This is a genomic window from Neolewinella maritima, from assembly GCF_923081025.1.
Classification (GTDB): domain Bacteria; phylum Bacteroidota; class Bacteroidia; order Chitinophagales; family Saprospiraceae; genus Neolewinella; species Neolewinella maritima.
This window is the reverse complement of the sequence record NZ_CAKLPZ010000002.1, coordinates 194,844-213,974: the sequence shown is the minus strand read 5'-3', so window position 1 is coordinate 213,974 and position 19,131 is coordinate 194,844. Positions and strand designations below refer to the sequence as shown.

Below are 19,131 nucleotides of genomic sequence, written 5' to 3'. Positions count from 1 at the left end.
CCACACCCATGGAGAAAAAACAGAAGATCCTCAACGATCCCGTCTACGGCTTCATCAGCATCCCGTACGGCATCCTGTTCGACCTGGTGGAGCACCCCTACTTCCAGCGCCTGCGCAACATCAAGCAGGTCAGCCTCACCCACTACGTCTACCCCGGTGCCCTGCACACTCGCTTCCACCACGCCCTGGGCGCCCTGCACCTCATGCAGCAGGCCGTAGCGAGCCTGCGGGCCAAGGGCGTAAAGATCAATAAGCGGGAGGCCGAGGCCGTCATGATCGCCATCCTGCTGCACGACATAGGCCACGGCCCCTTCTCCCATACCCTGGAGAACACCCTGATCGACGCCCACCACGAGGCGCTCAGTCTGCTGTTCATGCAGCGGCTCAACGAGGCGTTCGACGGCCGGCTGAAACTGGCCATCAAGGTCTTTCGGGGCAAGTACAAAAAGCACTTCCTGCACCAGCTCGTAAGCGGACAGCTCGATATGGACCGCCTCGACTACCTCAACCGCGACAGCTACTTCACCGGGGTGGCCGAGGGCGTGATCGGCTACGACCGCATCATCAAGATGCTCAACGTAGTGGACGACCGCCTCGTCGTAGAGCAGAAAGGTGTGTACAGCGTAGAGCGCTTCCTCACCAGCCGCCGCATCATGTACTGGCAGGTGTACCTGCACAAGACCGTGGTGGCCGCCGAGCAGATGCTGCGCCTGATCCTACGGCGGGCCCGGGCGCTGACCGCATCCGGTACCCCACTTTGGGCCCCGCCGTCCCTGGCCTACTTCCTCGAGCACCACATCGGCGGCGAAGACTTCCGCGCGCGCCGCGACGAGCTGCTCGACTGCTTTGCCGCCCTCGACGATACCGACATCAGCACCGCCGTCAAGACCTGGCAGCAGCACCCCGACCCCCTGCTCAGCTACCTGAGCCGCGGACTGGTCAACCGCCGGCTATTCCGCCTGGAATTCAGCGACGCCCCCTTCTCGCCGGACTACGTCGAGGATATACGGCAAAGCCTCGACGGACGTGCGGGCCTGCCGGCCACCGCCGCCGAGCACCTGATCATTCAGGGCAAGGAGACCAACAGCGCCTATACCCTCACTAAGGAGGAGATCATGGTCTGTACCAAAGAAGACGAGGTAGTGCCCATGTCGCAGGTCAGTGACTTCGGCATCACGCCGCGGGTGTTCACGAAGTACTTTTTGTGCTATCCTAAGCTGGGGTAGCCCGTCGTCCGCCGAGCTTACGATTTTAACTCGTCCATCGCATCGTACCCCGCACTGAGCCGCGCCAGCACTTCCTCCTGTCCCACGGTTTCCAGGATCGCGAAGGCATCGGGTCCGTTGGTCGTGCCGCTCACCGCTAGCCGGAGTACGGGCAGTACGGCTCCGAAGCCCAGCTCCTCGGCTTCCATGAAGGCCAGGGTAGCGGCCTTGATCGCGGGGGCCTGCCAGTCGTCTAGCTGCGCCAGCCGCTCGCGCAGCCGTTCGAAGGCCGGCCGCAGGGCGGGCTTCCACTTCTTGCGGGCCATCTTCTCGTCGGTCACGCCTACGCGCTCCACGAAGTAGCGGCCCTGGGTGTAGAATTCGGGTAGTACGTGCACCCGCTCCTTCAGCAGGTCCGCGATCCGGCCGGCCTGCTCCAGCGTGATCGACCGGCCGTGGGCGGCGTACTGCTCCTGCACCCGTGGGGCCAGCTCCTGCGCGCTACTGGCGATCAGGTACTGCTGATTGTACCACCTGGCCTTGTCGAAGTCGTACTGCGCGCCGCTCTTGTTGATACGGTCCAAGTCAAAGGCTTCGATGAGTTGGGGCAGACTAAAGACTTCCTGCTCCGTCCCCGGGTTCCAGCCCAGGAAGGCCAGGAAGTTGATGGTAGCCTCGGGGAGGAAGCCGGCCTCCCGGAAGCCGGACAGCTTTTCTTCGGCGTCTTCGGTCTTCCAGTCCAGGGGAAAAACCGGGATGCCCAATTGCTGTCCATCGCGCTTACTGAGCTTGCCCTTACCCGTGGGCTTGAGCAGCAGGGGCAGGTGGGCGAACTGCGGCATGGTCTTCTCCCAGCCAAAGGCCCGGTACAGCAGCACGTGCAGGGCCGTGCTGGGCAGCCACTCCTCGCCGCGGATCACGTGGCTGATCTCCATCAGGTGATCGTCCACTACGTTGGCTAGGTGGTAGGTAGGTAGTCCGTCGGCCTTCATCAGCACCTTGTCGTCTACCTCTTCGCTCTGGAAGGCTACGTCGCCGCGCACGATATCCTGGATGTGTACGGTGTGTCCGGGGTCTACCCGCAGGCGTACCACGTAGGGTGTGCCTGCTGCGAGCAGCTGCTCGGTTTCGACCTTGCTGAGGCTGAGGCTGTTGCGCATGCCCTCGCGGGTCATGGCATCGTAGCGGAAGTTGTGGTTGCCCGCCGCCTTTTCGGCTTCCCGCCGCTGATCGAGCTCGGCCTCGGTATCGAAAGCGTAGTAGGCCTGACCGGCATCCAGCAGGTGCTGGGTGTACTTGCGGTAGGTGTCCCGCCGCTCGCTCTGTCGGTACGGACCGTGCGCCCCACCCAGGTCGGGGCCCTCGTCCGGGCTGATCCCCGCCCACTGCAGGGCCTCTACGATGTAGTCCTCCGCGCCGGCGACGTAGCGTTTCTGGTCGGTATCCTCAATGCGGAGCACGAATACACCACCGCTCTTGCGGGCGAACAGGTAGTTGTACAGCGCCGTGCGCAACCCGCCGATATGTAGGGCTCCGGTGGGTGAGGGAGCGAAACGCACGCGGACGGTAGACATAGTAGTGTAATTGGGCGGACAGTCGCCGGTAAAATAATATTTGGGGAAGCAGCAGAAACAGGCGCAAAAACGTTTACTAAGTACCTGACAAACCGCCGCTGGTCCTGATGGCCGCAAAGGTAGTTCAGCCCCCCCAAAGTAGCTAGCCCCCCTATGAACACAGACACATGTACCTCATCAAAACACCCCGGGTAATTCAGAAGCTGTTCCCCACCTTCCACTGGCGCGCCGAGCACGCCACGGCACAGCCTACCCTTTACCTGACCTTCGATGACGGTCCCATCCCACAGCTCACGCCCTGGGTGCTCGAACAGCTCGCCCAGTACGATGCCAAGGCCACCTTTTTCTGTGTAGGAAACAACGTGCGGCGCTACTCCAGCGTCTTGCAGGCCGTCGTCGATGCCGGCCATACCGTAGGCAACCACACCATGCACCACCTCGATGGCTGGAAGACCGACAACGTCCCTTACTTCCACGACGTGCGCCACTGCGCCAAGCAGCTCAAGACCACCCTCTTCCGCCCCCCCTACGGCCGGCTCAAGCCCAGTCAGGCCCAGTTCCTGCAGCGCCACTACGAGATCGTGATGTGGGACGTACTCAGCGGTGACTTCGATCCCGAGCTCACGCCCGACGACTGCTTCGATAATGTGGTCAATAACGCCCGCCCCGGCAGCATCGTCGTGCTGCACGACAGCCTCAAGGCTGAGGAGAAGGTCCGCAACGTCCTGCCCCGTCTGCTGGCCCACTACCACAAGCTGGGCTACGTATTCGACCGGCTCACGCCCGAGCTACTCACCCAGCCCGCCGCCCTGAGCGACGTGCAACTCAAGACGGCCTAAGACGCCGAGGCCAATCGGTCTAGCCCCGCCTTGGCCAGCATGTGCAGGCCGGTGCGGTATTCGGCGGGCTCCAGGTCCAGACAGGTCTGAAAGTACTTCTTCGCCGCCACGGGATGCCCCCGCTTCTCTTCCACCAGCCCCGCCTGAAGGGCGGCATTGCAGGCATAGTAGGCCGGGTTCGCCCGGCCCAGCGCGATGGTGCGCGCGTAGAACGATAGGGCTCCGGTATACTCCTTCAGGCCCCCCAGCACCCGCCCGGTCCGGTAGTGGTGCTCCAGCTGCTCGTCCGTTGTCAGGTTATTTAGGGAGATAGCGTTCAGTTCCGTGCGCGCCCGATCGAAGTAGCCCCCGTCGAAGAGCAGACGGGCACGCAGCAGCCCCAGATGAGGCGACCGGTCACTGGCGGCTTCCCGGGCGGCACTCTCGTCTCCACCGGCCCGACTACCACCGCTGATCTCGGCCATAGCCCGGTGGTAGCCCGGCGCGTCACCCTCCAGGAGGTACGACCAGGCGATCTTCTGGATCGCCTCCTCCCGGAAGTGGCGGCCGGCATAGCGGAGCAGGAACGACTGAAAGTGCACCCGCGACTGTGCGTTCAGATCTCTCAATTTGGCCTGGCCGAGCAGGAAATCCAGGTAGGGGAAGTCCGCCGCCGTCCCACCCCGTCGCTGCCGTTCCAGTAGGCGGATCGCCTCGGCATTGCGGTTGCTGCGCATGGCCAGGGAGGCCAGCACGAAGCAGTGTAGCTTGTTGTTCGCCGGATCGAGCTGAAGTTGGCCTGCGGTGCGGTAGGCATGATCGGGCCGGTCAGCCAGATGCAGCTCCATGAAGGCGTACAGCACCTGGGTCTCTAGGTGGAAGGGACTATCCACATCGGCCAGCGCGCGCCGCAGTTCTTCCCGGCCCTGCGCGATACTGCCGCTGAGCGAGGAAAACAACTCTACCCCCCACTTGTACTGCGGCGGGATGGCCCCCACGGCAGCATGCAGCAGGCCTAGGTCCTTATAGGTCGGTAGGAAGTCGGGAAAAGCTTCCGCATTATCGCGAAGTTCCTTGTGCGCCCGGTTGAGGTGGCGAAAGGCCGCCAGGTGCCGCTCGAAGCGTAGGTCGATCAGGCTGCGGTGCAGCCTGACCTCGGCCAGGGCATAGCGGTGGTAGGGCGAGCTTTCGTCGCCCCGCTCCAGCCATTCGATGCGGCGGTCGAAGCGCTCGGCGAGCAGTCCGTCCAGGCTTTCATCACCCGTCAGGTAGAGCCGGAAGAAATCCACGTAGCTCTCCAGGTGGTAGGCTGCCAGATTGCGCGGCTCGGTCCGTTTAAGGCGGCTGATGCCGGCCTCGGCCAGGTCCAGCTCCAGGGTCATGACGTCGGTATACACCGCCCGGACTTCCGGACTGAGCACATAGCGGTATTCCACCGTACCCCCGACAGTCAGTGAGCTCCACAGGAGCGTGCAAAGCAGAAATACCTTACGCATAGCGCGCAAAGATATGGTCGATCCGCTCGGCGAGCTTTCGATCCTTATCCGTCACGGTATTGCCGGCGTCGTGGGTGGTCAGTCTGATCGTGACGTTGTTGTACACGTTCGACCAGTTGGGGTGGTGGTTGGCGGCCTCGGCGGCAAAGGCTACCTCGGTCATGAAGGCGAAGGCCTGCCGGAAGTCGGCAAACTGGAAGTCGTGGTGCAGGGCGTCGTCGGTGTGGGTCCAGGACATGTTAGGGCTTTAGCAGGTGTAACGGGGGGCGCGGCCGCAGGTGCGCAAGCTCGGCCCCCCGATTACCTAGTGGCCCCGCAGCACGATCCGCCGCTGCCCGGCCTCGCCGGTCGCAGGGTCCTCGACCCGCAGCAGGTACACGCCGGCGGGGTAGCGGTCTACCGCCAGTTGCAGTTCGCCGGTGAAGGAGGTGGTGAGCAGCTGGCGTCCGGTAGCATCCACCAGGGTAGCGCGCAGTGCGGCCGACTGCGAGTAGCGCAGCTGCAACCAGCGGCCCGCCGGGTTGGGGTATACCTCCAGGGTGCCGGAGAGTACCTGGATGGTGGATACGGTCTTTTCGATGATGCCATCGCAGTTCTCATCCACGTCGTTCTCGGGGATCTCCTTGGCGAAGGGGGAGATGCTGGCGTCGTTGTCGTCACAGTCTTCCCAGAAGTATACGCCGTCGTCGTCCTTGTCCAGATCGCTCACGATGGTGGATACGACCGTATTGGTGATCACGGGGCGGTTGAAGTCGAAGAAGATGCCGGCGGTGTTCTCGATGCGGGTCATCTCGGGCAGCTCCGCCATAGGCTGGATCTCGAAGACCACGAAACCCTGACTGGCGGCGGCATCCACTGAGGAGTCGACCAGCTCGATACCGGGGAAGTTGACGGTCAGCAGGCCCTGGTCGGATAGCTTCAGCTCGTAGGGGTGGCTGGCCTCGATGGGCCGCAGGGTAGTGCCGTCGAGGTGCTCGGAGAGCTGGTCCTCGATGCGTACCGCAAAGGCCGTATCGTTGCCCATGTTCTCGAAGCGGATGGTGTAGCGCAGGGTTTCGCCGGCCTGGGTGTAGTTGCTGTGGGTGCTATCGGCCCGGAAGGGGAAGACGGCCTTGTCGTTGGGGTCGACGGCACAGCGCAGGATGGTCTCGAAGTTCACCGTATCGGTCACCGCGATACCTTCCTGAAAACTGGCACCCGCGGTCCCGGCCAGGACAATAGTGTCGCCGGCGAAGTCCTCGCTGGGCATCTGCAGCTTCATGGCATTGTGGTACAGCTCACCGGGCTGCAGGGTGTCGAAGGTGAAGGTGATGGTGCTGTCAGTCAGCATGACCGAGTCGCGGTTGACGGATACGAAGCTTACGTTGTCCTGAAGTTTGACCGTAGCGGTGCCGGCCAGGGGCAGGCAGCCGTCGTTGCGCACCGTGATCCAGAAGGGGGCCTTGGTGTTGCAGCGCACCCGGCCGGCGCTGAAGTAGAGCGTCAGGTCGGCGGCACCGTCCTGCAGGGCGTAGCCGAAGTCGATCGCCTGGTGTGGATCGGTGGGTACGGTGACGGTGTAGCTATCCGCGGCGGTGGTGCGGACGTAGCAGTCGGGCTGGTAGGCCGTGACGGTGTAGGTCTCGCCATCGAGGACGGCCAGGGCGTAGTGCCCCGCCGAATCGGTGGTGAGGAAATTCTTTCCGTCGGTGCCTTCCACGGTGATCATCAGGTTGGCGATGCCGGTCTCATCGGTATCCTGTACGCCGTTGCCGTTCTCGTCCGTAAAGGCGGTACCGCTGAGGGTGCGCTGGTTGTCGATGGTGAGGTAGTGGAGCTGCTCGCCGCGCCCCGGGGCGATGGCGGCGAAGTAGAGCCGGTCGCCGAGGGAGGCCAGCGGTGGGTTGGGGCCCACGAGGTTGAAGTTGGCGGCTACCTCCTGCAGGTCGTCGTTGCGGGGGTCGTAGATGTAGACCGGCTGGTTGGTGGAGCTGAGGGCGACGTAGGCACCGAGGCGTACCGTCTGGGCGGGGCCGCTGGTGCTGGTGTTGGGCAGGGTGGCGGTAGAGCGGGTACCGGCGGTGGTGCCATCGGTGCGGGCCACGGTCCAGGCTCCGCCGCTGCTGAGCTGGTAGAAGAGCAGTTCGTCGTCGGTCAGTTGGAACAGGCGGGGATTGTCATTGTCTTCGGTGCCCAGGTCTGCTAGTAGGGCGGAGGAGCCATCGGCATAGTAATAGGCTAGTAGTGCTCCGTTCGTATCTACGCTGACCAGGGCGTCGGTGAGGGCCACGGACTGGTCGCGGAGGATTCCTCCGGGGATCTGGTCGCCGGTGCCGGTGGGCGTGAGGAAGTAGGTGTCGCCGTAGTAGTTACCCTGCTGCCGGTACCGCAGGAGGGTATAGTTACCCACCCGCTCGTAGTTGAGGTAGGCGGGGGAGGGGAAGGTGCCCAGATCGGTGACTACGGCGGTGCTGGCATTATAGCTGGCCGGACCTACGCCGCCGGCCTGGGGGCGGGTATAGTAGACCAGGTCGCCGTCGGCAACCATACTCTTGGTGACGGGGTAGTTGCTGTAGGTCACGGTATCGGCCACTACGATCGTGCTGGCCTCGGTGGCCAGGTCGGTCTCGATGAGCTGTACGATGTGGCTTCTGGTACTGCGGTCGTTGCGTTCGCGCACGGCGTAGAGCTTTTCGTTGGCCATGACGGGTGCGGTGTGGGTCCACTTCTCATCCTCCAGCAGGGGCAGTTCGAGCACCTCGGGGATGGGCACGATGGCGTTGACGACGATGTTGTAGCCCCGGTCGTTGCTGTCGCGGTAGTGGAAGTAGTAGAGGTTGCCGATGTGGCCCAGGGGCTCGATACCGTCGCGCAGGCCCACCCCGCCCTGGAAGCTGAAGGTGGACTCGGCCGAGCCGGTGGAGAGGTAGTTCACGTCGCCCTCGGTGCCCCAGTAGATGCGGCTGCCGATGGCGGAGAGTTCCAGAATGTCAGCGCCCTGTTTATCGGGGTTGACGTCGAGGTAATCGAGCTGGTAGGGAATAGTCTGCCCGGCGACAAAGAAGGGCAGTAGAAGGGTAAAACACAGGTGGTAAAGCTTCATCAATAGATGGGACTATAGGGATCTAGAAAGGGAGCCGTCTGGGGTCGATCGCGGTAAAAACCGCTTTTATCACCCGTACTTTTTGGCGTAGGGATAAAACGCTCTCCCGGGTGGATTATTGGGTTATTCTTCCGGACTTCCGACCCATGGGTAGTGGGATCCGCCCGACAGTAGGGGGAGGGATGCAGGCCCTGCCGACCGGATCGCTTTGCGAGACCTCCGTATCTTAGCCCCTTACCCCACCACGTATGCGTTACCTCGCCCCGCTTCTAGCTCTACTTTTTTGCACCTGCGGCCCCGCCCTGCTGCACGCCCAGCAAAACCTGGATAAAGATCACTGGAAGGCGCTGGCGCCGCGCCCCATCGGTCCGGCCGGTATGTCGGGTCGGGTGACGGGCATCGACGTGCACCCCGTGGATAAGGACAAAATCTACGTCGGCACCGCCTCGGGTGGCCTATGGATGAGCGAGAACGGGGGGACCAGCTTCCGGCCCCTGTTCGACGAGCAGAAGCACCTGTCGATCGGCGCGATAGCGGTGAGCGAGGCCAACCCCAGCATCGTCTGGGCCGGTACCGGCGAGGGCAACCCCCGCAACTCGGCCAACTACGGCGGCGGCATCTACCGCAGCCTCGACGGCGGCGAACACTGGGAGCTGATGGGCCTGGAGGACACGAAGGCCATCTACCGCATCCACCCCCACCCGACCGACCCGAATACGGTCTACGTCGGTGCCCTCGGCAATATGTGGGCCCCGAATCCCGAACGTGGGGTGTACCGCACCACCGATGGCGGCAAGAACTGGGACAAAGTGCTCTACATCGACCAGGGCACCGGTATTGCGGAACTGGTCATGGACCCCACCAACCCCAATAAGCTGATCGCCGCGACCTGGACCTTCGACCGCGACCCCGACTACTTCAATTCGGGCGGCCCCGGCTCGGGTATCTGGGTGACGACCGACGGCGGCGACAATTGGACACGCCGCACCGCAAAGGACGGACTGCCCAAGGGCAACCTCGGCCGTATCGGTCTGGCCATCGCCGCCAATAAGCCGAACATCGTCTACGCCCTGGTGGAAGAGACTGAAGACAACGGACTCTACAAGAGCACCGACGGCGGTAAGACCTTCAGTCTGGTGACCAAGAAGAACGTGGGCGACCGTCCCTTCTACTACGCCGAGATCTACGTCGACCCGCAGAACGAGAACCGGGTGTTTCACATCGCTACCTACGTGAGCCGCTCGGAAGATGGCGGCAATACCTTTAACGAGATCGCCAACTACGGCAACAACGTGCACCCCGACCACCACTCGTTCTGGATCGACCCGGAGAACCCCGACTACATCATCGACGGCAACGACGGCGGACTCAACATCAGCCACGACGGTGGCGATACCTGGCGTTTTGCCCAGAACCTGCCGGTGGGGCAGTTCTACCACATCGCCTACGACATGAGCTACCCCTACCTCGTAGGCGGCGGCATGCAGGACAACGGTAGCTGGGTCGGCCCCAGTCAGGGACTAAAATCCGGCGGTATCACGGATGCCGACTGGCAGGAGGTCTTTTTCGGCGACGGCTTCGACATGATCTTCAAGCCCGACGAGCCCGACGTGGTGTACGCGGCCAGTCAGGGCGGTTACCTCGGCACCGTGCACCGGCCTACGGGCAAGACGACCTTTATCCGGCCCGTGCACCCCGACGGGGAGTTCCTGCGCTTCAACTGGAACGCCCCGATCGCTCAGTCGCCCACGGATGCGAATACCATTTATATGGGCAGTCAGTACGTGCACAAGACCACGGACGGAGGCATGAACTGGGAGATCATCAGCCCCGACCTCACCACCAACGATACCAGTCTGCAGCGCTCGGCCATCAGCGGCGGCCTCACCATCGACGCCACCCAGGCCGAGAACCACACCACCCTGCTTACGATCGTGCCCGAGCGGATCGAGTACGCCCTGGGCGACAGCACCCTCTGGGTCGGTAGCGACGACGGGCGCCTGCACGTGACCCGCAACGGCGGCGGCAGCTGGACCGATCTCACCGCCCGCCTGCCCGGTATGACCCCCGGCAGCTGGATCGGCTACATCGAATCTTCACCGATCAATCCGGGCGAGGCCTTTATCGTGGTCAACGATTACCGCCGCGGCGATACCCGCCCGATGGTCTACCACACCAGCAACTACGGCGGCAGCTTCACCCAGATCGTGGATGAAGACAAGGTCAGCGGTCACGCCCAGGCCATCGTGCAGGACCCAGTGCAGGAGAACCTGCTCTTCCTGGGCACCGACCAGGGACTGTGGTATAGCCTCGACTACGGCGACAACTGGACGCGTTTCGACGCCGACTATCCCCACGTCTCCACCATCGACCTCAAGATTCACCCCCGCGAGCACGACCTGATTGTGGGCACCTTCGGGCGGGCGATCTACATCATGGACGATATCCGCCCCTTCCGGGAAATGGCCAAGCGCGGCCCGGAGATGCTGCAAGATTCCTTCGCCGTCTTCCCCGCCCCGAACGCGTACCAGTACGAAAGCCGCTCCTACCAGGGCACCCGCTTTTACGCCCAGGGGCAGTTTCAGGGTACGGACCGGCCCGATGGTGCCCTGCTCACCTACTGGGTGCGCCCCGGCGGCCCCGGCGAGGTATCGGACACCGTCGACCTTTCCCGCATGACCGAGTACACCATGATAGCCCCCGAGATCAAGGAGGATATCCCCGCCCGCGAGACGGGCAGCGTCGAGCAGGCCTATCGCACCCAGGACGATGAGATCGAGACCATCCCCGCCCCCAAAAACAAGGTGAAGGTTCAGGTCATCGACCTGCAGTCCGGCGACACCATCCGCACCTATACCGAAAAGCCCAAGTGGGGCATGAACCGCAGCGCCTGGAACATGCGTGCCGACGGCATGGAGATGCCCAGCCGCCGCGAGCGCAAGGAAGACGCCGACCTGCCCAGCGGTCTGCCCGTCGTACCCGGCACCTACCGCATCCTGATGACCTACGGAGATCATGTGGATTCAACCGTAGTGACCATCGCCGCCGACCCCCGCGACACCTTCCAGGGCAGCGGCCGCTACACCCAGCGCAATGCCCTGGCCGCCGAGCTGGAAACGGAGATCACCCGCGTGAAGACCGCCTTCGATCGCCTGCAGGACGCCCGCAAGAGCATCAAGCGGGTCGATGGCGTACTCACCGATGCCCCCGAGGCTACCAAAGACACCCTCACCAAGCGCGGCAAGGAGATCGTCAAGCAGATCGATCAGCTGGAGGAGATCCTTATGGACCCCGATGGACAGAAAGGCATCCAGCGCAACCCGACCAACCTGCAGTCCAAACTGTATGGTGCCCGCAGCTACATCAGTCAGGTCGAGGGCTCACCCAGCCAGATGGCGCAGTTGATGCTCCAGCAGTTCCGCGCCGGTGCGGACGACTTTGTCGCAGAGGTGGACACCTTCTTCGCCGAAGATTTCGCCGGCTACCAACAGGAAGTGGACGCAGCGGAGCTAGGGTTTTTCCAGGGGCTCGAGTGATAGCAAGGGGTTAGGGTGTAATGGGGTTAAGGCGGCCTTACCCTCATACTTCCTTAACCCCCTAACCCCTTATCCCCCTAACCCCTTGACCACCCCTCGCCTTGAACCCTCGCTACCTAGGCTTCGGCTTTCTCCACTTCTTCTTTTCGGCCATCGGGCAGACCTTCTTCATCAGCCTCTTCGTAGCGCAGATGACGACCTCCCTGGGCTGGGCGGAGACCACCTTTGCCGGGCTCTATTCTACGGTGACGCTGGTGGCAGCCTTCCTGCTCCCCCTGATCGGTAAGCAGATCGACCGCGGGCGGGTGCGCTACGTGAGTACGGCGGTGGGCGTGGCCCTGCTGCTCGGTACGGCCCTGCTGGCGTGGTCGCCGACCTTTGCGCTGGTGGCGGTGGGCCTGTTCATCGTGCGCTGCGGGGGGCAGGGCGTGCTGCCGCTCATCGGGTCTACGACCATCGGGCGCTACTTCGATGCGCGGCGGGGGCGGGCGCTGTCGCTCTCACTGATCGGACTTTCAGTGGCGGAGGTGATCCTACCGCCGCTGGTGACCTACGCGATCCTGGCCTACGGCTACGGGCTGGTATGGGCCCTGGCGGGTGGGGCGGTGCTGTTGCTGTTCCTGCCGGGGGTGTGGCTGCTGGTGCGGCGCTACGACGACTTTCAGCGCGCGGATACGGTCGCAGAGGCCCAGCTGCAGGCGGCGGGCGATACAGACGCGACGCAGGTAGCCAGTTGGTCGCGGACGCAGGTGCTGAAGGATCGCCGGTTTCGGCTCATTCTGCCGCTGGTACTCTTTATTCCCTTCGTGTTCACTGGGCTGGTCTTTAATCAGTCGGTGATCGCGGCCGAGCGGGGCTTTACCGCGGAGCTGATGGCCTACGGGCTGAGTACTTACGGGCTGGTGCGGGTGGTATTCTTGCTCTTTGGGGGGGATCTGATCGATCGGTTGGGTCCGGCTACGCTGCTGCGCTTTGCGCTGGTGCCTGCGGTGGTGGGGCTGTTGCTACTATTATTCGTTCCCTACGGCTGGGTGGTGCCGGTATTCTTCGGGCTATTCGGGGCCAGTGCGGGTACGGATGCAGTAATGATGCCGGCGTTGTGGGCGGAGCGCTACGGTCCCCGCTTTCTGGGGAGCATCAAGAGTACGGTGCGGCTGTTCGTGGTGGTGAGCTCGGCGGCGGCTCCGATCGTGTTCAGCTACGGTCTGCGCTGGGGCGTGGAGGCCTGGCTGGGGGTGCTGCTGGGGTACGGGGGCTGTTGCTTTGCGCTGGCCTGGGTGGAGTATGGGGTCGGGCGGCGGCCTGCGGCCTAGGGGGGGTGGTTAAGTGGATTGGGGGAGGAGGTAGTGGGTGCTGCGGCCAGAGCCGTGTCGGGTAAGGGCACCGATACTAGTCAGGTAGCGGAGGGCGCGGGCGGCGGTGGCCTGGGATACGCGATTGATGTACATGTATTTGCGGGTACTCATGCCTCCCTGGAAGCCGGCGGGGCCGGCGGCGAACAGCTTGTCGATGGCCTTGCGATGGTGGGGATCTAGCTGGGTAGCGAACTCATTGAAATAGGTCTGCTTATGGAGGGTGAAATCCACTAAGCTATCGGCATAGTCGATAGCTTCAAGGAGTACTTCACAGAAGTAATTGAGCCAGGAGGTGATGTCCAGCGTAGTTTGGGACGTGTTTAGTGCTACATAGTATGCCTTGCGCCGCGCTTCGATACTGTGAGATATACTGAAGGGAATGAACGTACCCAGTTGCTGTGATAGCATTTTCTCCAGGATCGCCCGACCGATACGTCCATTACCGTCCTCGAAGGGGTGGATGCTTTCGAAGTAGAGGTGCGCGATTCCAGCGCTGAGTACAGGGTGGATACCGGGGGGGTAGGTGCTATTACAGTACGCGATAAACCCTTCCATCTCTACCGCAACCCGATTGGCCGGAGGTGCGATGAAATGGATCACTTGCTTGTACTCGGGGCCGCTTACTATGCGCATGGGGGAGGTGCCCTGTCTGTAGTCACCCGTCACCTTAAGTGTAGTATCGTACCCAAGTAGCAGCTCGTGCCAGTACTTGAGGGCGGTCTCGGTGAGCGGCCTGGTAAACGTTTCCCGGTTCAGTACAATCTGCTGTCCGATCGCCCGCGCACGAAGGTCCTTAACTTGATTCGTTGCACTCCCGAGATTCAGGTTATTTAGTACGGAGGACATAAGATCCTGCCTGCTTAGAGTGTATCCTTCAATGCGTGAAGTAGTTGCAGCCTCCTCGACCAGCCTTTCAAGGAAGTAGGCATCATGATCCTTCGCTGGTAGCCCCTGAATACGCCCTAATAGTCGGTCTACTCTCTCCGTATACTGTCTGAGCTGCACTACGTAAGTATCCTGATCAAACTCAAACAGCGGCCACCTAGGATACTCCCAATTATACATAAGCTACTGCGGGTTAGTGTAATCGTGTCAAATGTAGTAAAATTGACACGATTAGCCCAGTATAATCGTGTCAGCCCCGGTGCCAGGGAGGTTTACCCTACCGCATTCCCGGACGGCCTATCTTCACTAGCCCACCCAGCCACTACCCCAATGACGCTACTTCAACGCTGCTTCGCTTACTTGCTCCTGTTGACCGTAGTGGGGAGTGTGCGGGCGCAACCCCTCCCCCGGGAGGAGATCGTCCGCCTTACCGACGCCGCCCTGCCTGCGGCCCTGGCCCAGCTGACTGAATTTCTGGCTATACCGAACGACGGCCACTACCCCGAGCAGGTGGAGGCTAATCTGGCCTGGTGTAAGGCTACCTTTTTGGATAAGGGCTTTGCCGTCACCCGCATCGCCACGCCCGGTATGCCACTGCTGTTTGCCGAGCGGCAGATCGATGCAGCCCTGCCCACGGTGCTGTTTTACCTGCAAATCGACGGTCAGCCCGTAGATACCGCCGCCTGGGATCAGCCTGATCCCTACCAAGTGGTGTATAAGCGCAAGGGGGCGGATGGTACGTATGCTACGGTCCCCACACCTATTCCGGCAGCAACCGGGATACCCTATGACCCGGAGCTGCGCCTGTTCGCGCGCTCGGCCTCGGATTCGAAGGGGCCGGCCGTAGCCTTCCTGACCGCTCTGGACGTACTGGCCGCGGAGGGATTAGCGCCCGCTTACAACGTGAAGGTGATCATGGACTTTCAGGAAGAGCTCGGTAGCGACGACCTGCCCGGGGCCGTAGCGGCGCAGCGGGAACTGTTCGAGGCGGACTTTCTGGTCATCCTGGACGGCACCCGCCACGTATCGAACGAGCCTACGCTGACCTTCGGAGCGCGGGGTATTGCTACGGTCACCCTGGAGGTGTTCGGACCCCGGACCGCCCTGCACAGCGGACAGTACGGTAACTTCGCGCCCAACCCGGTCTTCGCCGCGGCACGCTTACTGGCGGCGCTGAAGGACGAGCAGGGGCGGGTGATGATCCCCGGCTTTTACGATGGGGTGGAGCTGACCGCGGCCGATAAGCTAGAGATGAACCGGGTGCCGGAGACGCGGGAAGATATTCGCGTCATGGTGGGTATTGCTGAGAACGAGGCGTTGGGCGATACCTATCAGGAAGCGCTGCAGTATCCCAGTCTCAACGTACGCGGACTGGCGGCCGGCTGGGTAGGACAGGAAGTGCGCACGCTCATCCCCGATCGCGTGACCATCGAGATCGATATGCGGCTGGTACCGGAGACGCCCGGGGAGCGGCAGGTGGAGCTGCTGCGGCAGTTCATTGCCGGACAGGGCTACCACTTTGTAGATAGCGTGCCGACCGAGGAGGAGCGGCTGCGGTATCCAAAGCTGATCTCCTTCACGTCGAGTCTGGGCTCCGTACCCTTCCGCACCGCGCTGGGTACGCCCATCGATCGCTGGCTGACGGCGGCTATAAGCCACGCCCTGGGGAAGGAACCGGTCCGCATGCGCACCACCGGGGGCTCCCAGCCGCTGGGGCCGTTCGTAAACCGGCTGGGTCTGCCGGCGGTATCGCTGCGCATCCCCAATCCGGACAACAGCATCCACGCGCCGAACGAGAACCTGCGGCTGGGCAACTTCCGTGAGGGTATACTGGAATGTATCGGTGTATTAGTGACGCCGATACAGTAAGGCCGCGGTCGCAGGTGCGAAGGCGGCGCAACAACAGCTCGCAGCATAAATAGTGAAATACTTTCCCGAAGCGCCTCGCGCCCCGGTATCCCCCCGCACCCGCGACCCCGCCCAGAACCACTACAGCAACCGATTTAAATTTCTTATCCCCAAATTTTCATTTTATAGACCCAAAAGTATATATTACAAGTACCAGCGATCAAGCTAGTATATATTCCACTCAACTACCTAACCCAAATTTTACATCGATGGGCAATCTCGACAAACTTCCCACCGGGAGGCTATGGCTGCTACTGCTGTGTATATGCGGTAGCCTCACCCTACAGGCCCAGCGCACCGTGACCGGCCGGGTATTCGACCCCTCCATCGGTGAGACCCTTATCGGGGTGACCGTAAAGGTGAAGGATACATCCACGGGCACCGTCACGGATGCGGAAGGGAACTACAGCATCACCGTACCCGACGGACCGCAAACCTTGGTATTCAGTTCCATCGGCTACGGGACGCAGGAGGTACCGGTGGAAAACCAGACGGTCGTCGACGTAGATATGCTCACCGACGTGGAGTCGCTCTCCGAAGTAGTGGTCGTGGGCTACGGCACCCAGCGAAAATCGGACGTGACCGGGGCCATCGGTGTAGTGGGCTCCGAGGAGCTACTGAAGGCGCCCGTCACCAACGCGATCCAGGGCCTGCAGGGCCGGGTGGCCGGTGTGAACGTGTTCCTTAATTCCGGCGCGCCTACGGGGAGTCCGCGCGTGCTGATCCGCGGACTAGGCACCATCAACTCCAGCTCGGCCCCGCTCTACGTAGTGGACGGCGTGGTGATGGAGGACATTCAGTTTCTCAATCCCAACGACATCAAGAGTATCGAGATACTGAAGGACGCCTCAGCCACCGCGATCTACGGCTCGCGGGGCGCTAACGGGGTGATCCTGGTGACCAGCAGGCGTGGCCCCAACACCGAGGGAATTGTGCTGGGCTACGATGGCTACGTCTCGGCCGGCACCCTGCGCAAGAAGATGGACGTACTTAACGCCCGGGAGTGGCTCGAGGTGGTGCGTATCGGTATGGAGAACACCCCCAAGTACCGGGAGGGTAGCAATCCGGTCTTCACTACCGACGATCCCAACCTGTTCGACCAGAACGGTAACCCGCTGTACGATACCGACTGGCAGGAGGAGGCGACCCGCACGGCCGTCAGTCACAGCCACCAACTGTCGATCCAGCAGCGCACGGGTACGTCCTCCTACGGCGTATTCCTGAACTACACCGGCACGGAGGGCATCATGCTTAACAACTACCTCGATCGGCTGTACGGCAAGGTGGCCTACGAGGGTACGCCCAGGGACTGGTTCACCTTCGGCTTCAACATTCTGACCAACGTAACCAAAGAGAACAGCTTCGAGGAGGGCGGCGGCGGACAGCTGCCCCGGCGCACCATGATCGAGATGCCGCCCATCTTTCCGGTCCGCTTCCCCGACGGTAAATACGCCAACAGCAGCGACATCACCGACGCCTACAACCTGGAGGCCATGGCCAACCCCGTACACGTGCTGGAAACCCAGGACCGCCTGGCCAAGCGCACCCAGCTGTTCGGCAACGCCTACCTGGTGTTCCACCTGGCCGACGGACTGGACCTCCGTACCCAGTTCGGCTTCGATAAGCAGGACCGGCTGTTTCAGAACTACAGTCCGCCCGACCTGATCAATATCTCGTCCCCCCTGGGCTTCGCTGGCCAGAACCTGAACCGCTTCACCTACTGGCAGCAGGAAAATTACCTGAGCTACAACAAGCAACTGGGCCCCCACAGCATCAACGGCGTGGCCGGACTGAGCTGGCAGAAGCGGTCGGCCGACGGATTCGGGATCGGGGTGCAGGGCTTTGCGGACGACCTATTCCGCTTCAACCGTCTGCAGGCGGCCAGTCAGCCCGGCGCGCCCAGCTCGTTCTACGACGACTGGACGATAAACTCCTACTTCCTGCGCGGGGGCTACTCCTACAACGACCGCTACCTGCTCACGCTGACCGGGCGCGTGGACGGCTCGTCCCGCTTCGGTGCGAACAATCAGTACGGGGTGTTTCCCTCCATCGGGATCGGCTGGGTGGTATCCAACGAAGACTTCCTGGCGAATAACCCCGTGATTAATCAGCTCAAGCTGCGGTCGAGCTTCGGCATCACCGGTAATACGGAGATCGCTGCCTACCAGTCGCTGGCCACCCTCTCCTCAGGGACTACGCTGCTGAACGGGCAGCGGCAGACCAGCACCGTCATCAACCGCCTCGGCAACCCTGACCTGGAGTGGGAAAAAACGCAGCAGTTCGACATTGGCTTCAACCTGGCCCTGCTCAACTACCGGGTGAACCTGGAGATGGACTACTACTACAAGAAGACCACCGACCTGCTGCTGGGCCGTCCGATCCCGCAGACGACCGGCTTCAGCGGTATCCTGGACAACATCGGCGCGGTATCCAACCGCGGCGTGGAGGTGATGCTGAATACGACCAACATCGTCAACGACGCCTTCAGCTGGAACTCTACCCTGAACTTCAACTACAACAAGAACCGCATCGAGAAACTGGGGGAGAACGACGAGGACATCTTCCCCGGTCCGTACTGGGTGAGCGGCAGCCAGACCATCCTGCGGGTGGGGGAGTCCCTGAGCTCCTTCTGGGGGTATGAGCGGCTGGGCACCTGGGGCACGGACGAGGTGGAGCAGGCCGGCGAAGTGGGGGCGGTGCCCGGCGAGGCCAAGCGGTCGGAGGAACAGAAGATCCTGGGTAAGGGCCTGCCCGACTGGTCCGGCAGCTTCATCAACAACTTCAGTTACGGCAACTTCGACCTTACGGTAGACCTGCAGTTCGTGCTCGGCGTAGACATCATGCAGCAGTATTACCACAGCACCGAGGACCGCTCCGGTATCGCCAACGGTCTGCGTACCATCCTCACCGAGGGCTGGACGCCGCAGAACCAGAACACCATGGTACAGGAGATCCGCAACCAGGCCTACGCCGGGCAGAACAGCCAGGTCGACGACCACTGGATCGTCTCCGGCTCCTACCTGCGGGGCAACGCCTTCACGCTGGGCTACAACCTGCCGAGCATCACTACGGACCGCTTCGGACTGGGTAGTCTGCGCTTCTACGTCTCGGCCCAGAACCTCTTCGTGGTGCATGCGGACGAGTTCCAGGGCCTGGATCCGGAGGCCACCTCCTGGGGCGGTAACCAGTGGGGGCAAAATATCTTCTTCTTCCAGTACCCCCGCCCCCGCACCTTCACCCTGGGCCTCAACGTCAAACTCTAATCCGCGCAC

At 62.3% G+C, this 19,131-nt stretch carries 11 protein-coding genes; 6 read left to right on the top strand and 5 right to left on the bottom strand.

Features of this window, described 5'->3' with window-relative positions; genetic code table 11:
• The first annotated feature begins 8 nt into the window (after positions 1 to 8).
• Positions 9 to 1,226, top strand: a complete 1,218-nt coding sequence (locus tag MJQ68_RS09235) for an HD domain-containing protein (RefSeq protein ID WP_238750767.1) — start codon at positions 9 to 11, stop codon at positions 1,224 to 1,226.
• Between the two features lie 17 nt (positions 1,227 to 1,243).
• On the opposite strand, the gene gltX is transcribed toward MJQ68_RS09235, so the two are convergent.
• On the bottom strand, positions 1,244 to 2,779 hold the full coding sequence (gltX, locus tag MJQ68_RS09230; RefSeq protein ID WP_238750766.1) for a glutamate--tRNA ligase: 1,536 nt from the start codon (positions 2,777 to 2,779) through the stop codon (positions 1,244 to 1,246).
• Between the two features lie 167 nt (positions 2,780 to 2,946).
• Here gltX and MJQ68_RS09225 point away from each other — a divergent pair, with 167 nt between their 5' ends.
• The gene (locus tag MJQ68_RS09225; protein ID WP_238750765.1) at positions 2,947 to 3,618 is read left to right on the top strand and encodes a polysaccharide deacetylase family protein; all 672 of its coding nucleotides are present in this window, start codon (positions 2,947 to 2,949) and stop codon (positions 3,616 to 3,618) included.
• Here the strand turns inward: MJQ68_RS09225 and MJQ68_RS09220 are convergent.
• From MJQ68_RS09220 to MJQ68_RS09210, 3 genes are all read right to left on the bottom strand, one after another.
• The gene (locus MJQ68_RS09220; RefSeq protein WP_238750764.1) at positions 3,615 to 5,093 is read right to left on the bottom strand and encodes a tetratricopeptide repeat protein; all 1,479 of its coding nucleotides are present in this window, start codon (positions 5,091 to 5,093) and stop codon (positions 3,615 to 3,617) included. The genes MJQ68_RS09225 and MJQ68_RS09220 overlap by 4 nt on opposite strands.
• Positions 5,086 to 5,331: a 4a-hydroxytetrahydrobiopterin dehydratase gene (locus MJQ68_RS09215; protein ID WP_238750763.1), complete on the bottom strand. Its 246-nt coding sequence runs from the start codon at positions 5,329 to 5,331 to the stop codon at positions 5,086 to 5,088. The genes MJQ68_RS09220 and MJQ68_RS09215 overlap by 8 nt, the downstream gene beginning before the upstream one ends.
• A gap of 66 nt (positions 5,332 to 5,397) precedes the next feature.
• The gene (locus tag MJQ68_RS09210) at positions 5,398 to 8,175 is read right to left on the bottom strand and encodes a DUF7619 domain-containing protein (protein WP_238750762.1); all 2,778 of its coding nucleotides are present in this window, start codon (positions 8,173 to 8,175) and stop codon (positions 5,398 to 5,400) included.
• Positions 8,176 to 8,423: 248 nt separating this feature from the next.
• Here MJQ68_RS09210 and MJQ68_RS09205 point away from each other — a divergent pair, with 248 nt between their 5' ends.
• Positions 8,424 to 11,711: a VPS10 domain-containing protein gene (locus MJQ68_RS09205; RefSeq protein WP_238750761.1), complete on the top strand. Its 3,288-nt coding sequence runs from the start codon at positions 8,424 to 8,426 to the stop codon at positions 11,709 to 11,711.
• Positions 11,712 to 11,812: 101 nt separating this feature from the next.
• The gene (locus tag MJQ68_RS09200) at positions 11,813 to 13,024 is read left to right on the top strand and encodes an MFS transporter (protein WP_238750760.1); all 1,212 of its coding nucleotides are present in this window, start codon (positions 11,813 to 11,815) and stop codon (positions 13,022 to 13,024) included.
• 9 nt (positions 13,025 to 13,033) lie between these two features.
• Here MJQ68_RS09200 and MJQ68_RS09195 read toward each other — a convergent pair whose 3' ends face one another.
• Positions 13,034 to 14,131 carry a Fic family protein gene (locus MJQ68_RS09195; RefSeq protein WP_264758998.1) on the bottom strand — a complete coding sequence of 366 codons (1,098 nt, stop codon included), beginning with the start codon at positions 14,129 to 14,131 and terminating at the stop codon, positions 13,034 to 13,036.
• Between the two features lie 150 nt (positions 14,132 to 14,281).
• Here MJQ68_RS09195 and MJQ68_RS09190 point away from each other — a divergent pair, with 150 nt between their 5' ends.
• The gene (locus MJQ68_RS09190) at positions 14,282 to 15,820 is read left to right on the top strand and encodes a M20/M25/M40 family metallo-hydrolase (protein WP_238750758.1); all 1,539 of its coding nucleotides are present in this window, start codon (positions 14,282 to 14,284) and stop codon (positions 15,818 to 15,820) included.
• A 248-nt stretch (positions 15,821 to 16,068) separates the two neighbouring features.
• On the top strand, positions 16,069 to 19,122 hold the full coding sequence (locus tag MJQ68_RS09185) for a SusC/RagA family TonB-linked outer membrane protein (protein WP_238750757.1): 3,054 nt from the start codon (positions 16,069 to 16,071) through the stop codon (positions 19,120 to 19,122).
• Positions 19,123 to 19,131: the final 9 nt, after the last annotated feature.

Bases quoted from the DNA above. Each gene is read 5' to 3' on its own strand.
- MJQ68_RS09215 (WP_238750763.1), bottom strand. From the start codon at position 5,331: ATGTCCTGGACCCACACCGACGACGCCCTGCACCACGACTTCCAGTTT.
- MJQ68_RS09205 (WP_238750761.1), top strand. From the start codon at position 8,424: ATGCGTTACCTCGCCCCGCTTCTAGCTCTACTTTTTTGCACCTGCGGC.
- MJQ68_RS09185 (WP_238750757.1), top strand. From the start codon at position 16,069: ATGGGCAATCTCGACAAACTTCCCACCGGGAGGCTATGGCTGCTACTG.
- MJQ68_RS09190 (WP_238750758.1), top strand. From the start codon at position 14,282: ATGACGCTACTTCAACGCTGCTTCGCTTACTTGCTCCTGTTGACCGTA.
- MJQ68_RS09220 (WP_238750764.1), bottom strand. From the start codon at position 5,093: ATGCGTAAGGTATTTCTGCTTTGCACGCTCCTGTGGAGCTCACTGACT.
- MJQ68_RS09235 (WP_238750767.1), top strand. From the start codon at position 9: ATGGAGAAAAAACAGAAGATCCTCAACGATCCCGTCTACGGCTTCATC.
- MJQ68_RS09195 (WP_264758998.1), bottom strand. From the start codon at position 14,131: ATGTATAATTGGGAGTATCCTAGGTGGCCGCTGTTTGAGTTTGATCAG.
- MJQ68_RS09225 (WP_238750765.1), top strand. From the start codon at position 2,947: ATGTACCTCATCAAAACACCCCGGGTAATTCAGAAGCTGTTCCCCACC.
- gltX (WP_238750766.1), bottom strand. From the start codon at position 2,779: ATGTCTACCGTCCGCGTGCGTTTCGCTCCCTCACCCACCGGAGCCCTA.
- MJQ68_RS09210 (WP_238750762.1), bottom strand. From the start codon at position 8,175: ATGAAGCTTTACCACCTGTGTTTTACCCTTCTACTGCCCTTCTTTGTC.